At 71.5% G+C, this 14028-nt stretch carries 15 protein-coding genes; 6 read left to right on the forward strand and 9 right to left on the reverse strand.

Annotation, left to right across the window (positions count from 1 at the left end; translation table 11 throughout):
* Positions 1-296 (reverse strand): creatininase family protein (locus tag NQU54_RS44520; protein WP_257635996.1); only part of this gene is annotated, 296 nt, incomplete at its 3' end.
* Between NQU54_RS44520 and NQU54_RS44525 the strand changes: the two genes are divergently transcribed.
* A complete protein-coding gene (locus tag NQU54_RS44525) occupies positions 295-1260 on the forward strand; it encodes an ROK family protein (RefSeq protein ID WP_372506405.1) in 966 nt (321 codons plus the stop codon). The genes NQU54_RS44520 and NQU54_RS44525 overlap by 2 nt on opposite strands.
* Here NQU54_RS44525 and NQU54_RS44530 read toward each other — a convergent pair.
* The 5 genes from NQU54_RS44530 to NQU54_RS44550 are packed head-to-tail and all read right to left on the reverse strand — an operon-like array spanning position 1247 to position 6270.
* On the reverse strand, positions 1247-2131 hold the full coding sequence (locus NQU54_RS44530) for an ATP-binding cassette domain-containing protein (protein ID WP_257635997.1): 885 nt from the start codon (positions 2129-2131) through the stop codon (positions 1247-1249). The genes NQU54_RS44525 and NQU54_RS44530 overlap by 14 nt on opposite strands.
* Complete coding sequence (locus NQU54_RS44535) at positions 2128-2937, reverse strand: ATP-binding cassette domain-containing protein (RefSeq protein ID WP_257635998.1); 810 nt, start codon at positions 2935-2937, stop codon at positions 2128-2130. Before NQU54_RS44535 ends, NQU54_RS44530 begins: the two co-directional genes overlap by 4 nt.
* Positions 2934-3770 (reverse strand): ABC transporter permease, encoded by an 837-nt coding sequence (locus NQU54_RS44540; protein WP_257635999.1) that lies wholly within the window; start codon positions 3768-3770, stop codon positions 2934-2936. Before NQU54_RS44540 ends, NQU54_RS44535 begins: the two co-directional genes overlap by 4 nt.
* Positions 3767-4741 (reverse strand): ABC transporter permease, encoded by a 975-nt coding sequence (locus NQU54_RS44545; RefSeq protein ID WP_257636000.1) that lies wholly within the window; start codon positions 4739-4741, stop codon positions 3767-3769. Before NQU54_RS44545 ends, NQU54_RS44540 begins: the two co-directional genes overlap by 4 nt.
* Positions 4738-6270, reverse strand: coding sequence for an ABC transporter substrate-binding protein (locus NQU54_RS44550; RefSeq protein ID WP_257636001.1), 1533 nt, complete (start codon positions 6268-6270; stop codon positions 4738-4740). The genes NQU54_RS44545 and NQU54_RS44550 overlap by 4 nt, the downstream gene beginning before the upstream one ends.
* 95 nt (positions 6271-6365) lie before the next feature.
* On the opposite strand from NQU54_RS44550, the gene NQU54_RS44555 reads away from it, so the two are divergent.
* Together NQU54_RS44555 and NQU54_RS44560 are read left to right on the forward strand one after the other, a co-directional pair.
* The gene (locus NQU54_RS44555; protein WP_257636002.1) at positions 6366-7199 is read left to right on the forward strand and encodes an IclR family transcriptional regulator; all 834 of its coding nucleotides are present in this window, start codon (positions 6366-6368) and stop codon (positions 7197-7199) included.
* A gap of 197 nt (positions 7200-7396) precedes the next feature.
* Entirely contained in the window at positions 7397-8518 is a 1122-nt protein-coding gene (locus tag NQU54_RS44560) for a serine hydrolase domain-containing protein (protein ID WP_257636015.1), read from the forward strand.
* On the opposite strand, the gene NQU54_RS44565 is transcribed toward NQU54_RS44560, so the two are convergent.
* From NQU54_RS44565 to NQU54_RS44575, 3 genes are read right to left on the reverse strand one after another with little or no spacing between them, the layout of a single operon-like run.
* Positions 8494-8967 carry a winged helix-turn-helix transcriptional regulator gene (locus NQU54_RS44565; protein WP_257636003.1) on the reverse strand — a complete coding sequence of 158 codons (474 nt, stop codon included), beginning with the start codon at positions 8965-8967 and terminating at the stop codon, positions 8494-8496. The genes NQU54_RS44560 and NQU54_RS44565 overlap by 25 nt on opposite strands.
* Positions 8951-10006: an LLM class F420-dependent oxidoreductase gene (locus NQU54_RS44570; protein ID WP_257636004.1), complete on the reverse strand. Its 1056-nt coding sequence runs from the start codon at positions 10004-10006 to the stop codon at positions 8951-8953. Before NQU54_RS44570 ends, NQU54_RS44565 begins: the two co-directional genes overlap by 17 nt.
* The gene (locus NQU54_RS44575) at positions 10003-11175 is read right to left on the reverse strand and encodes an acyl-CoA dehydrogenase family protein (protein WP_257636005.1); all 1173 of its coding nucleotides are present in this window, start codon (positions 11173-11175) and stop codon (positions 10003-10005) included. The genes NQU54_RS44570 and NQU54_RS44575 overlap by 4 nt, the downstream gene beginning before the upstream one ends.
* A gap of 161 nt (positions 11176-11336) precedes the next feature.
* Between NQU54_RS44575 and NQU54_RS44580 the strand changes: the two genes are divergently transcribed.
* From NQU54_RS44580 to NQU54_RS44590, 3 genes are all read left to right on the forward strand, one after another.
* Positions 11337-12335: an NADP-dependent oxidoreductase gene (locus tag NQU54_RS44580; protein ID WP_257636006.1), complete on the forward strand. Its 999-nt coding sequence runs from the start codon at positions 11337-11339 to the stop codon at positions 12333-12335.
* Between the two features lie 392 nt (positions 12336-12727).
* Complete coding sequence (locus NQU54_RS44585; protein WP_251773777.1) at positions 12728-12934, forward strand: MbtH family protein; 207 nt, start codon at positions 12728-12730, stop codon at positions 12932-12934.
* A gap of 178 nt (positions 12935-13112) precedes the next feature.
* A complete protein-coding gene (locus tag NQU54_RS44590; protein ID WP_257636016.1) occupies positions 13113-13733 on the forward strand; it encodes a TetR/AcrR family transcriptional regulator in 621 nt (206 codons plus the stop codon).
* Positions 13734-14028: the final 295 nt, after the last annotated feature.

Genomic DNA, 14028 nt, shown 5'->3' on the forward strand with positions numbered 1-14028 from the left:
GGCGACCCGGGGGCCGCGAAGAGGTGGTGCGGGCTGTGTCCGTACGGCAGGGCGGGCGGGCGTACGACCGGCGGGCCGCCGCCCGCCAGCAGTTCGGCCGCCCGGTCCACCACCGCCGTCACCAGCAGCGTGTCGGTGCCCATCGGCAGATGTGCGCCGTGCTGTTCCTGGGAGCCGATGGGCATCAGGGCGATGGCGCCGGCGCCCGCGGTCCGGGCCTCGCGCCAGGTGAGTTCGGTCAGATGCGGCAACGTGGTACTACCTCCTCGGTTCCTGCCGTGGCAGAGTCTGCGCATGGCTGCACTCGCCCCCGACGGCGGACGCCCCCGGCTCCGCCTGGTGCCCGATCCCCCGGCCGCTCCCGCCCGCCCGCTGCTGGGCGCGGTCGAGATGCTGCCCGGACAGGTGCGCGCGGCGCTGGTCGACCGCGCCGGGAGACTGCTGCGCCGCACCGCGGCCGGTTTCGACCCGGCGGCGCGGGAGGCGGCCGGTGTGGACGCGGCGGTGCGGCAGGCCGCCCGGGAGTGCTTCGACGGGTGTGAGCTGACCGGTGTCGGTGTGGCCGCGGCCGGTCTGGTGGACCCGGAGCGGGGCAGCTTCATCGAGGTCAACGAGGTGCCGGCGCTGCGCGGCTACCCGGTCGCGGAGGTGCTGCGGCGGGCGCTGGGGGTGCCGGTGTACGTCGAGCACCGGGCCCGGCTCCAGGTGCTGGGCGACCGGTGGTTCGGGGCGGGCCGTGGCCTTGAGTCCTTCGCCTCGGTGTCCACCGGCGAGGTGCTGGGTGTCGGGGTGTTCTTCGACGGTGAGTTGCTGGCCCCGCACGGTGGCCGCAGCGGCGCTCATATGACGGTGCTGGCCGGTGGCGAGCTGTGCACCTGCGGGGCGCGCGGCTGCTGGAAGACGGTGGCCACGACGCGCTGGCTGCGGCAGCGGGCGCGGGCGGCGGGGCTGGGCGCCGAGGTGACGCTCGCGGAGCTGGTGCGACGCGGGGACGGTGGCCGGCCGGTGGTCGAGGAGTACGCCGACAACCTCGCGCTCGGCCTGGTGAACATCCAGCAGCTCTTCGCCCCCGGCCTCTTCGTGCTGCACGGCGAGGCCGTCGAGGGCGGGGAGGGGTTCCGGGCCCGGGTCGAGGAGCGGCTGCGGCGGGACAGCGGCTGGTCGACGGCTGCCCCGCCGCGGGTGGTGCTGGGCGAGGCGGGCCGGCCGGACGATGTGGCGCTGCTCGGGGGTGCGGGGCTGGTCCTCACCCACCGCTAGTCCCGGTGCTGGTGCTGGTGCTGGTGCTGGTGCTGGTGCCGGTCCTGGTCCGGTACGCGTCGGGCCGTGGTGCGGCGGCCAGCAGCTCGCGGGTGTACGGGTGGCGAGGAGCCCCCAGCACGGCGGCCGTCTCCCCGCACTCGACCACCTTGCCGTACCGCAGCACCGCCACCCGGTCGGCGATCTGCCGGACCACGGCGAGGTTGTGCGAGACGAACACGTAGGTCAGTCCGTGCTGTCGCTGGAGCTCGACCAGCAGGTCGAGGACCTGGGACTGGACGGAGACATCGAGGGCGCTGGTCGGCTCGTCGAGCACCACGAGCCGCGGCGCGGGCGCCAGCGCACGGGCGATGGAGATGCGCTGGCGCTGCCCGCCGGAGAACTCGTGCGGGTACCGGTCCTGCAACCGCGCCGACAGCCCGACCGACTCCAGCAGCTCGCCGACGCGCTCCCGCAGCCGTGTCCGGGCGCGCCGTCCGCGGTAGGCGGCGTCATGGGTGACCAGCGGCTCGGCCACGATATCGGTGACCTTCATCCGCGGATTCATGCTCGAGTACGGGTCCTGGAGCACGACCTGCATCCCGGCCCGTATCGCGCGCAGCTCGGCCGGTGACAGTCCGGCGAGGTCCTGGCCGTCGAAGCGGACCGTCCCGGCGGTGGGGTCCAGCAGCCCCAGCAGCAGCCGGGTCAGTGTCGTCTTCCCGGAGCCGGACTCGCCGACGAGGGCGAGGGTCTCGCCCTCCGCCACGGTGAGCGTGACGTCGTCGACGGCGATCGTGCGGGAGGCGCCGGGTCCGGTGAACTCCTTTGACAGGCCGTCGAGTTCGAGCAGTGGCGTCTTCGCGGGTGTCCTCGTTCTGGCGGTCGTCATGATGTCGGCTCCAGTCGCGGGGTGGCGGCCAGCAGATCGCGGGTGTACTGACGGCGGGGCGCCTCGAAGACCTCGGCCACGGTGCCGTGCTCCACGACCCGGCCGGCGTTCATCACCACGACCCGGTCGGCGGTCTCCGCGACCACCCCGAGGTCGTGCGTGACCAGCACCACCGCCATACCGTGCCGGGCGCGCAGATCGGCGAGGAGGTCCAGGATCTGCCGCTGTACGGTGACGTCCAGCGCGGTGGTCGGCTCGTCGGCGATGAGCACCCGTGGCCGGCCGACCAGGGCTGTCGCGATCATCACGCGCTGGCGCAGCCCGCCGGACAGCTCGTGCGGGTACTGCCGCGCCCGCAGCTCCGGATCCGGGATACCGACCTCCGCCAGCGCCCGTACCGCCTCCGTCCGGGCCCCGGCGCGTGTGGCCCCGCGGTGCCGGCGCAGCACCTCGGCCACCTGGTTGCCGACCCGCTGGAGCGGGTCGAGGCTGGTCATCGGGTCCTGGAAGACCATCGCGACGTCGTTGCCGCGCACCTCGCGCAACCGCTTCTCCGGCAGCGCCAGCAGGTCGCGGCCGTCGAGGAGGATCTCGCCGCCCGGGTAGGCGCAGGGCGGCTCGGGGTTGAGCCGCAGCGCGGCGAGCATGGTGGCCGACTTGCCGCTGCCGGATTCGCCGACGACGGCCAGGGTCTCTCCGGCGTGTGCCGTCAGGCTCACGCCGCGCACGGCGTGCACGGTGCCGGTGGCGAGCCGGAAGTCGACGTGCAGATCGCGGATCTCGAGCACGGGAGCGTGTGTGGTCATCGGCGGTACGCCTTCGGGTCCGCGACGTCGCGAAGGGCGTCGCCGGTGATGTTGATGGCCAGGGAGGTGAGCATCAGCGCCAGCCCGGGGAAGACCGCGACCCACCATGAGGTGCCCAGATAGAGCTGGCCGTCGGCGAGCATCGAGCCCCAGGTGACGGTCTCCTTGGGCACCCCGAGCCCGAGGTAGCTGAGCGATGCCTCGGCGACGATGGCGGCCGCGATATGCAGCGTGGCGATGGTGGCCAGGTGCGGGAGGACGTTGGGGAGCAGGTGTCGGCGCATGATCGTGAGGTCCGTGACCCCGGTCGCCCGGGCCTGGGTCACATAGTCCCGGGTGCGCAGCGACAACACCTCGGAGCGGACCACACGGGCGTACGCCACCCAGCCGGTGAAGCCGAGCACCAGCACGACGTTCCACAGCCCGGAGCCGAGGAAGCCGACGATGACGAGCGCCAACAGCAGGGAAGGGAAGGCGAGTTGGATGTCGGCGAAGCGCATCAGTACCCGGTCCGGCCATCCGCCGCGGAAACCGGCGAACAGCCCGCACACCGCCCCCACCACCCCCGCCAGCAGCGCCGCCCCGATGCCGACGAGGAGCGAGACCCGGGAGCCGTAGATGACGCGGGAGAGCACATCGCGGCCCAGCTGGTCGGTGCCCAGCGGGTGTGCGAGGCTGCCGCCGCCCTCCCATGCCGGGGGCTCGAGCCGGGCGAGGAGCTGCTGCTTGGCGGGGTCGTCCGGGGCGAGCAGGGGCGAGAAGACGGCGGCGATCACCAGCAGCGCGAGGACGCCGAGGGCCACCAGGGCGAGCCGGTTGCGTACGACGGTCATGACTGGGTCCGCACTCTCGGGTCGAGGAGGCTGTAGGAGAGGTCGACAAGGAGGTTGACGATCACGAAGGCGGCGGCGAAGAACAGGACGGCCGCCTGCACCAGCGGGAAGTCCCGGCGCGAGATGGCCTCCACGGTCAGCCGTCCGATGCCCGGCCAGGAGAAGACCTGCTCGGTGAGGATCGCCCCGCCGAGCAGCCCGCCGAACTCCAGGCCGATCACGGTGACGGTCGGCAGCGAGGCGTTGCGCAGCCCGTGCACGAACACCACCTTCGCCGGGCCGAGCCCCTTGGCCCTCGCGGTACGGATGTGGTCCGAGCCGAGGACGTCGATGAGCGAGGAGCGCAGCAGCCGGGCGATGACCGCGATGGAGTAGACGGACAGCGTGACGGCCGGCAGCACCAGATGGGCGAAGGTGCCGTAGCCGGAGGCCGGAAGCACTTTGAGCCGTACCGAGAAGAGCAGGACCAGCAGGATACCGACCCAGAACGGCGGGGTGGACTGGCCGAGCAGCACCGCCGTCATCACACCGGCGTCGCCGGCCCGGCCACGGCGCGTGGCGGCGTAGATCCCGGCCGGAATGGCGATGACGAGGCTGAGCACCAGGGCGCCGGCGGCGAGTTCGAGGGTGGCCGGGATGCGGTCGGCGATGACCTGGCTGACCGGCTCGTTGTAGACGAGCGAATCGCCGAGGTCGAGCCGGAGCAGCCCCCACAGGAAGTCGCCGTACTGCGCGATCAGAGGCTGGTCCAGCCCGAGTTGGGCGCGCAGCGTGGCTTCCTGGGCGGCGGTGGCGTCCGGGGGCAGCAGCAGTTTGACCGGGTCGCCGGAGAGCCGCACCAGAAGGAAGGCCAGGGTGGCGGCGGCGAGGAGTACGCCGACGGCGGTGGCGAGGCGGACCAGGATGTGGCGGAGCAGGCCGGACTTCGGCGTGCGGACCGTGACCGCGGGCCGGACGGAGGCGGCCGTCATGTCCTCACCTCCGCGCTCTCCATGGCCAGCGAGCCGTTGACGACCGGTGTCCAGCGCACCCGGGTGGTACGGGCGAGGATGATGTCCTGCTGGTAGAGCGGTACGAACGGGGCCTCACTCTTGATCAGGCGCTGGAGCGCGGTGAACGCGCGCTGCCGGTCTTCGGGGTCCATGGACAGCTCCTCGGCGTCGACGAGCCGGTCCGCCTCCTTCGACACCCACCGGCTCTGCCGCCGGTCATGGCGCACGTTCGACTGCACCATCGACGCGCCGTCGAGCGTCCAGACGGTGGAGGCGGCGAGGTAGACGGGACCGAGCGCGTGCCGGTTGTCGGAGGTGAGACGGGCGGAGAAGGTGCCCGGGTCGAGCAGATCGACACGGGCACGGATGCCCGCGCGGTCGAGCAGGCCGGAGATGGCCTCGGCCACCTGGGCGTCGTCGTTGGAGGCGGTGAGCGTGGTGGTGAGGCCGTGCGGATGGCCGGCCTCGGCGAGCAGCCGCCTGGCGGTGCGCACGGAGCGCCGGAAGGGCTCGATCGACCGGTCGAAGCCGACGACGCCGTGCGGGAGCATCGCGGGCACCTCGCGGGCCTTGCCGTCCAGGACGGCCTTGATGAGCAGCGGCACATCGATGGCGTGGTTGAGCGCCTGCCGCACACGGCGGTCGCGCAGCGGCCCGGAGGTGGTGTCGAGATTGAGGTACGCGGTCCGCACGCCTTGGTGGTTCTCCAGCTCCACGCCCGCGTAGCCGGACAGCTGCCGGGCGGCGTCCGGGGTGAGGCCGGTGACCAGGTCGACCTCGTCGCTCTGCAACGCGGCCAGCGCGGAGGCGGGGTTGGGCAGCGCGCGGAAGACCAGGCGGTCGGCCCCGGGGGAGCCGTGGAAGTGGCGGCGGTTGGCGCGCAGCCGTAGCTCGCGATCGCGTCGGAAGGACTCGAAGGTGAACGGTCCGGTGCCCACCGGGCGCCGGGCGAAGGCGGCGTCGCCGACGTCGGCGAGGTACTTCGGCGGCACGATCACCCCGCCGAAGAGCGACAGCTTCGCGGGCAGGATCGGGTCGTGCAGTGTGGTGTGCACATCCACGGTGTGGCGGTCGACCACGCGCACCGAGGTCACATACCGCAACTCGACGATGGGTGAGCGCGTCTTCGGATCGAGGATCCGCTCGATGGAGAACTTGACGGCATCGGCGTCGAACTCCTCCCCGTTGTGGAAGCGCACGCCTTCGCGGAGGCGGAAGCGCCACACGGTCCTGGAGCGGGGCTCCCAGGAGGTGGCGAGCCGCGCGGCGAGCCGGCCATGAGCGTCCCGGGTGGTGAGGGCGTCGAAGATGTTGATCAGGACGTTCATGGAGAACATGTCGCCCTGTTTGTGCGGGTCGAGGGTGGTGGGGTCGGACGGCTGCGCCACCCGGAGCGTGCCGTCACCGGCCGTGCCCGCGGCCGTTCCGCATCCGGTGAGCGCTGTCGGTGCGGCGATGGCGGGCAGTGCTGCGAGCCCGCCCAGCCGCAGGGCTCTACGGCGTGACATTGATGGAGGAGTCACGATCTGCCCTCCGCGAGATGTTCCGCTGAACAGTTCAATCGTTCCGGCATCCGGAACGCTGATGCGATAAGCTAAGCGACATGCCGAAGCCGGTCAATACCTCCGCGCCGCACCGTGAAGAGCCGACCGCCGCCGCAAAGGGGCCCGTGGACAAGGCGCTCGCCGTGCTGGACGCGCTGGTCCAGCCCGATGCCCCGCACCGCCTGGCCGACCTCGCCGCCCATACGGGGCTGTCGAAGCCGACCGTCCACCGCCTGCTGCACACCTTCGCCGAGGCCGGTTACGCGGTCCCGGGCCCCGGCGGCAACTACCAGGCCGGACCGCGCCTGCTGGGGCTCGCCGCCACGGCGCTGGCCGCCAGCCGCGAGCTGGTGCTGGCCCGCCCGGTCCTGGACGATCTGCGGCTGCGCACCGGCCACTTGGCCCACTTCTCGGTGCGGGACGGCGCCGTGGCGGTGCATGTGACGCAGTCGGAGCCCTCGTCCACGTACCGCGTACCGCTGACCGCGGGTGGCGAGGTCCCGCTGTACTGCTCGGCGGTGGGCTGGGCGATGTTGTCGGCCCTGCCGTCCCCGACCGCGGCGGAGCTCCTGGGCCGCGAGCCGCTCCCGGCCCGTACAGCACGGACGGTGCGGGACCCGGCGGCCGTGCTGGCGGCCCTGCCCGCCGTGCGCGAGCGGGGCTACGCGGTGGACGACGAATACGCGGAGCAGGACGTCCGCGCCATCGCAGCCCCGGTGCTGGGGCCGGGCGACCGGGTCGCCGGTGCGGTCGGCATCATCGGGCTGATGTTCACGCTGGACGAGGAGAGCGTGGCGGTGCTGGGGCCGATGGTGCGAGCCGCCGCCGGCACGGTGTCGGCGGCGCTGCGCGGCGGGGCGGGGACGCTGGGGCTCGTACGGGGGCAGGAGTGAGCGGGGCTGTGGGCGGCCGGACCACACAGGGGGCGGAGCAACGAGGGGCGGAGCGGCGGACGGGACCGGCAGGCCCGCCACCGGCAGACCCACCGGCAGACCCACCGGCAGACCCACCGGCGGACCGACGAGCAGGCCCACCGGCTGACCGACGAGCAGGCCCACCGGCGGACCGACCGGCACGGCTCGCGGCGCTCCTGGCGGCTGGCCGCCGGGCCGGGATCTACTCCGCGGCCGCCTGGTCGGTCGGCACCGCGGCCGGACGGGAGACACATGGGCACCTGGGCACACGCCGCTGGGGCGGGACGGAGCTGAACGGCACCGAGCTGTGGGACCTGGCCTCGGTGACGAAACCGATCGTCGGCCTGGCCGCACTGCGGCTGGCCGAGGCGGGAGCGCTACGGCTGGACGACACGGTCGGTGGGTATCTGCCGGAGTACCGCCGGGTGCCGGGCAAGGCGGACATCACCGTCACCCAGCTGCTCACCCACACCTCCGGCCTGCCCGGCGGCACTCCGCTCTGGCGCGTGCACTCCGACCGGGACGGACTGCTGGCCGCCCTCCGCGAGCTGCCGCTCCGCGGGGCACCGGGCACGGTGGTGGAGTACTCCTCCGCGGGTTTCGTCCTCCTCGGCCTGATCCTCGAACGGGCCACCGCCACCGGCCTGGACGAGCTGGTGGCGCAGCAGGTGTGCGAGCCGCTCGGCATGCGCGAGACGGTGTTCGCGCCCGGCCCCGCGGCCCGTGAGCGCGCGGTCTCCACGGAGCTGTGCACCTGGCGCGGCCGCCTGGTGACCGGTCAGGTGCACGATGAGAACGCGGTGGTGCTCGGCGGGGTCTGCGGCCACGCGGGCCTGTTCGCACCGCTGGCCGACATGGACCGGCTTGGCCGGGCGCTCGCCGCGGGCGGCGACGGCCTGCTGAGCGCGTCCGGCTTCGCCCGTATGACCGCCTGTCATACGGAGGGCCTCCCGCTGCGCCGCTGTCTCGGCTGGCAGGGGCGGGACGCGGTGGGGTCACCGGTCGGCATGGCGATGGGCCCGTCCTCGTACGGCCACACGGGCTTCACGGGGACGAGCCTGTGGGTGGACCCGGCGGCGGACGGGGCGGGGACGGACCGGGCGGGAGCGGACGGGACGGTGGCGGAGGGCCGCTACTACATCCTCCTCACCAACCGCGTCCACCCCAGCCGCGGGCCCCGCCGCTTCCCGGCGGTCCGCCGCGCCTTCCACCATCACGCGGCAGCCCTCGCCGGCCCAGCGGATACGGAGGCAGCCGCCGTGGCGAGGCCGGCTCAGGGCGTGTCGCGCGTGGGGTGAACGTTGAGCGCGGTGACGGGTTCCCCACACTGGTCGCAGGTCAGCCTCGGGTGTGTGGGCGATCCGCACACATCGTGCGTCCAGGTCACCCTGGATCGCCCCGCCGGGTCGTCCGGGAGGTAGGTGTTGCCCCATTCCATCAGGATCTGGATTGCCGGGAAGAGATCGAGACCGGCCTGGGTGAGGCGGTATTCGTAGTCGCTGCGGATCGGGCCGCCCGCGTAGCGCTCCCGGCTGAGCAGGCCGACGTCGACCAACTTGCCGAGCCGGTTCGACAGGGTGGGGCGCGGGATGCCCAGGTTCTGGGCGAACTGTCCGTAACGGTGCACCCCGAAGAAGGCTTCGCGGAGGATCAGCATCATCCATCGCTCGCCGACCAGGTTGAGGGTCCGCGTGACCGAGTCGTCGCCGCGCGGTTCCAGGGGCTGCGCCTCAGCGTTGTCCGTCACTGATCGATCGTATCCCGTCGCCGCCGACCGGCCGTTTCGCCCCGGTCGGTCCTGGGATGAGGTCCGGAGCGTGTTCGCTGATGAAAGCCAAGGTCTCGGCGCCGTCCCGGTCGTCCGCCGTCGTGGGCACCAGCCCGATGTGGTCGGCGCCCGCGTTGAAGTAGGCGTCGATACGCCGCAGTACTTCAGCTCCTGAGCCGATCGCGCCGACGGCCGCCGGAAGTTCGGGCGGAATGTCCCCGACGAGCGTACGACGGCCGGTGGCGGCACGCGCCTGACGCACGAGGTCGCCGAAGCCGAGTTCGGTGAACATCTCGCCGTAGCCCGGTGGACGGAGGTAGACGGCCAGCTGCGATGCGAGCTGGAGATGGGTGGCCGGGCCCGGTTCGACGGAGCAGGCGACCCACACCGCGAGCCGCGGCGCGGGCCGCCCGCGGGCCTCGGCGAAGGCGTCGATCGAGGCGCGGACCTGGGCGATGTGCGCCGGCGGCACCAGGTTGAGCACGACCTCATCCGCGGTCTCCGCGGCGACTTCGGTCATACGTGGCCCGAACGCCGCGACGCCGATCATGGAGTCCGGTTGTGGTTGGCGGAGCCGGAAGCCCCGTGTGCGGATGTGGCGGCCGGAGAAGGCGGCCCGTTTCCCGCCGAAGAGTTCGCGCAGCACCGCGACCGACTCCCTGGTGCGCCGCGGGTTGCCGCTCCAGTCGCGGCCGTGCCAGTCGGAGACGATGTGCGGGCTGGACGCTCCCAGCGCCACATCCACATGTGTGCCCGTCAATGTGGCGACGCTGGCGGCCCCCATCGCGATGGCGACGGGGGAGCGCACCCCGACGGCGAGGGGGCCGACCGTCAGCCGGGGGATGGAGGTGCCGCCGGCGACGGCGGTGGCGAGGGCGAACACATCGAAGGTGGCCATCTCGCCCAGCCACAGCCGCTCGAAACCGCGGGCGCTCGCCTGCCGAGCGATCCCGAGGGCTTCCAGATCGGGCCGGTCCAGCCAGTACGGGAGCACCACGCCGAGCGATCGCCGCCTCACAGCTGCGCCACCCGCGTCGGGACCCCGAGCAGGATGCGCCCGGTCGTCTCCCATGTGGCCGGGCTCACCTGGAGGTGGGCGGTGGCGGTGGTCGCGTCCCGGAAGCGGCGCTGGAGCGGTGAGCTGTCGTAGATCGCCGATCCGCCGCCGAGGTCGTACATGGCGCGGACGACCTCCGCCGACGTACGGGCGGCGTGGGCCGCCGCCAGACGCAACCCGGTGCGAAGACCGAGTGTCACCGTCTCGCCGGTGCACGCCGCCTGCCAGGTGTCGTCGATGGCGGAGTAGAAGAAGGCGCGTGCGGCGCGCAAGGCGGCCTCCGCCTGCCCCACCGCGGCTTGTGTGGCCGGCTTCTCGGCCAGGATCCGCCGCGAGCCGGTGGCGACCTTGTGGCCCGCGAGGTCCATGAGGTCATCGATCGCCCCGCGTGCGTTGCCCAGGGCGGCCGCGGCGATGGACAGCGCGAAGTACCCGTAGATCGGGAAGCGGTACAGCGGAGCGTCGATCAGCGGACCGTCGTCCAGCGCCAGTACGCGGTGCGCGGGAACGAACACGTCCTCGGCCACGGCGTCGTGACTGCCCGTCGCGCGCAGGCCGGACGTGTGCCAGGTGTCGACTATCCGCAGCTGAGCGGTCGGGATCCCGACGGCACGGAGCGTCGGCGCACCGTCCTTGTCGCCGCTGCCGTCGTCCAGGACGCAGCCGCCGAAGAAGTGGTCCGCGTGGGTGATCCCGCTACAGAACGACCAGCGGCCGGAGACGACCACACCTCCGTCGACCGGACGGGCCTTGGCCCGCGGCGCCCACACGCCCGCCGCGATCGCGCGCGGGTCGCCGAGGGTCTCGGCGGCACCCTTCTCCGGCAGGTACGCCGCGAGCAGACTGCTGGTGAGAGCGATCGAGACACACCAGCCGGTGGCCGCGTCGCCCCGCGCGATCGTCTCGGCGCACTCGAGCGAGAGAGCGGGCGGGGCCTGCGCGGCTCCGAGAGTCTCGGGCGCTCCGCAGCGCATCAGCCCGGAGTCGCGGAGTGCGTCGATCAGCTCCGGCGCCAGCCGGCGGTCCCGTTCGTTGTCGGCGGCCACGGCCCGCGCCTGGAGACGGATGCGATCCGCCGCCTCTTTGAGGCCGACCCGCCTCGGGTCTGCCTCATGAAGCGTGTGGGGCATGGGAGACCTCTCTCTGCCCAAGTGATTCATTTTCTTTACTAGTTCAGTAGTTATACTTTCGGCGCCGCGGTAGTCAAGTCGAAGGAAGCGGCACCGAGTTCGCGGCCGCGGGCATCGGGGCGGCCGCGGCAAGGGGACGAAACGCGACGGAGATGGAAATCATGGACATCAATCACCAGATGGTGCTCACCGCACACCCCGAAGGCGACGTCAAGGACTCCGACTTCGCCCTCACCACCGCCGAGATACCCGCACCAGGCGATGGCCAGGTGGTCGTCAAGGTCGATCTGATCTCCATCGACCCGGCGATGCGGAGCTGGATGAACCCCGGCGCGTCCTATGTGCCGCCCGTGGAGCTCGGGTCCGTCATGAGGGCCGGCGGGATCGGTACGGTCATCGCGTCCCGGCATCCCGACTACGCGATTGGCGACGAGCTCTACGGAGCCTTCGGCGTACAGGAATACGCGCTGTCCGACGGCACGGACCTCCGCGGGGTCGACACCACCCTCGCGCCGAAGACGACGTACCTCGGTGCGCTCGGCATCACCGGCCTCACCGCCTACTTCGGTCTCTTCGACGTCGCCCGTATCCAGCGAGGCGACACCGTCGTGGTGTCGGGCGCGGCGGGCGCCGTCGGCAGCGTGGCGGGTCAGCTCGCCAAGATCACCGGCTGCCGCGCCATCGGCATCGCGGGCGGCCCGGAGAAATGCCGGACCCTTGTCGAGACGATCGGCTTCGACGCGGCCATCGACTACAAGACCGACGACGTGCGGAAAGCCTTGCGTGAGCACGCCCCGGGCGGCGTGGACGTGTATTTCGACAATGTCGGCGGCCCGATCCTGGACGCGGTGCTGACCAGGCTCGCGCGCGGGGCACGCATCGTCATCAGCGGCGCGGTGTCCCAATACAACGACCGGCGCCCGAAAGGCCCGGCGAACTACATGTCACTGCTCGTGAACCGGGCATCGATGACCGGCATGGTCGTGTTCGACTATGCGGACCGCTACCCCGAGGCGACCCGACAACTCGCACAGTGGCTTGCGGAAGGCCACTTGACGTCGGCCGAGCACGTGGTGAAAGGCGGCATCGAGGACTTTCCCGGCCTGCTCCGCGGCCTGTTCACCGGAGCCAATACCGGAAAGCTGATCCTGGAGCTGTAGGACCGTGATCGCCGAATCCGGGAATGAGCCGCCGATATCCGCCTTCCGCGAGGTGATGGCCGGTGTGGCCACGCATCACACCGAGCGCGCCGGGCGGGGACCGCCCGGGTCCGGAGCCGGCCGCGCGGCGATGGTCCGGAGGTGGGCCGTGGCGTCCCGGACGGTGAGCCGCCCTCTGCGGCCGCCGACGCCTGCGCCGGGTAGTCGTCCAGATCGACTGTGCCGGTCAACTTGGCGACCTCGGTGCCATCACCGGCCGGATGGTTCGGCCGCGACCGGTCCGTAACGGTGGCTCTCGCTGATGCCGATCCCGCCGTGACGCATAAACATGGAGCCGTCCAGGTGGGTCGTCCACTGTCAGGACGGTAACGGTATGAGAGGCGGAGACTGGCGTGAATCCCTTCGACGATCCCGACGCGGAATTTCTGGTGCTGGTCAACCACGAGGGGCAGTACTCGCTGTGGCCGGCCTTCGCGGATGTACCCGAGGGATGGACGGTCGGCCATGACAAGGACACCCGCGAAGCGTGCCTGGCCCATATCGAGGAGAACTGGACGGATATGCGGCCCAAGAGCCTGATCGAGGCGATGGGCGGCTGAGCGTCGACTGATGTCTGCCGCCGAAGGCGGCGTGACGGGGCGCGGGCGAGGGCACGTCGCCCCCGCTGCTTCCAGCAGGAGCTCCGGTCCGCGCCGCGGGCCACGGCCGGGCCGGACATCACCTGTCGGGGGCAGGAGCCATATATCCTGAAGCCGGAGCTGCTACTTTCGCATCATGATGACCAGGGCCGCCCAGCCGAGCGCTCGAACATTCACCCAGGACGCACGCAGAGCGCAGATAGTTCAGGCAACTATCGAGACATTGGCCGAAATTGGTTATTCGAAAGCCTCATTCAGTGCGATATGCCGACGGGCCAGGCTCAGCAGTACCGGAATGATCTCCTACTATTTCTCGGGGAAGCCCGAACTCTTTCGGGAGGTCGGCCAAACGATCCTGACGGAGGCCGGAGCGGCCATAGAGGCCAGTATCGCCGCTGAGATGACATACCGGGGGAAGCTCGGCGCCTATATCGCCTCTCAGGTGGCCGTTGTCATCCGTCGGCCGCTGTACGCCCAGGCACTGGCGGAGATCGTCGCCATGGCTCAGGCGCGGCAGGTAGACGGCCTGGACGACATCGCCCGCAGCGCTCTGTCCACCGAGTGTCTGGTCAACCTGCTGGAGCAGGGGTGCAGAGCGGGCGAGTTCCACACGTCCGACTCTCATCTGATGGCCCTCGCTATCCGCGGCGCCATCGACAACGTCGTCCGTCATCACCATCTCCGCGATGGTGACGTCGATCTGGAACGGTGCGCGCGACAGTTGGTGGACCTGTTCGACCGCTGCATCACATCGGTGTAACAGTCCGGCCGTAGGCGAGTCCTGACCAACGGCGACCGCCGATGCTCTCGGCCACCGTGGTCTCCCGGGCGATGGGTGAACGCCACGAGGGGCGGCTGTTCGGACCGGTGAGATGGGCCGCGACGCGCGAGCGCTAAGTGTTCGATCATGAACGGGCGGATCCCCGATTCGAATTGCGGGCGGCCTGGAACACCTTCCACCCCGATGGGAAAGGCGACAGCGGCTCCCGGAAACCCGGCGGGAATACCGATCGGTGTGCGGACGTGTAACTGTGGCTACCACTGGTGCCGTTCGA

The sequence above is a fragment of the Streptomyces malaysiensis subsp. samsunensis genome (genome assembly GCF_024519315.1).
GTDB classification, from domain to species: domain Bacteria; phylum Actinomycetota; class Actinomycetes; order Streptomycetales; family Streptomycetaceae; genus Streptomyces; species Streptomyces malaysiensis.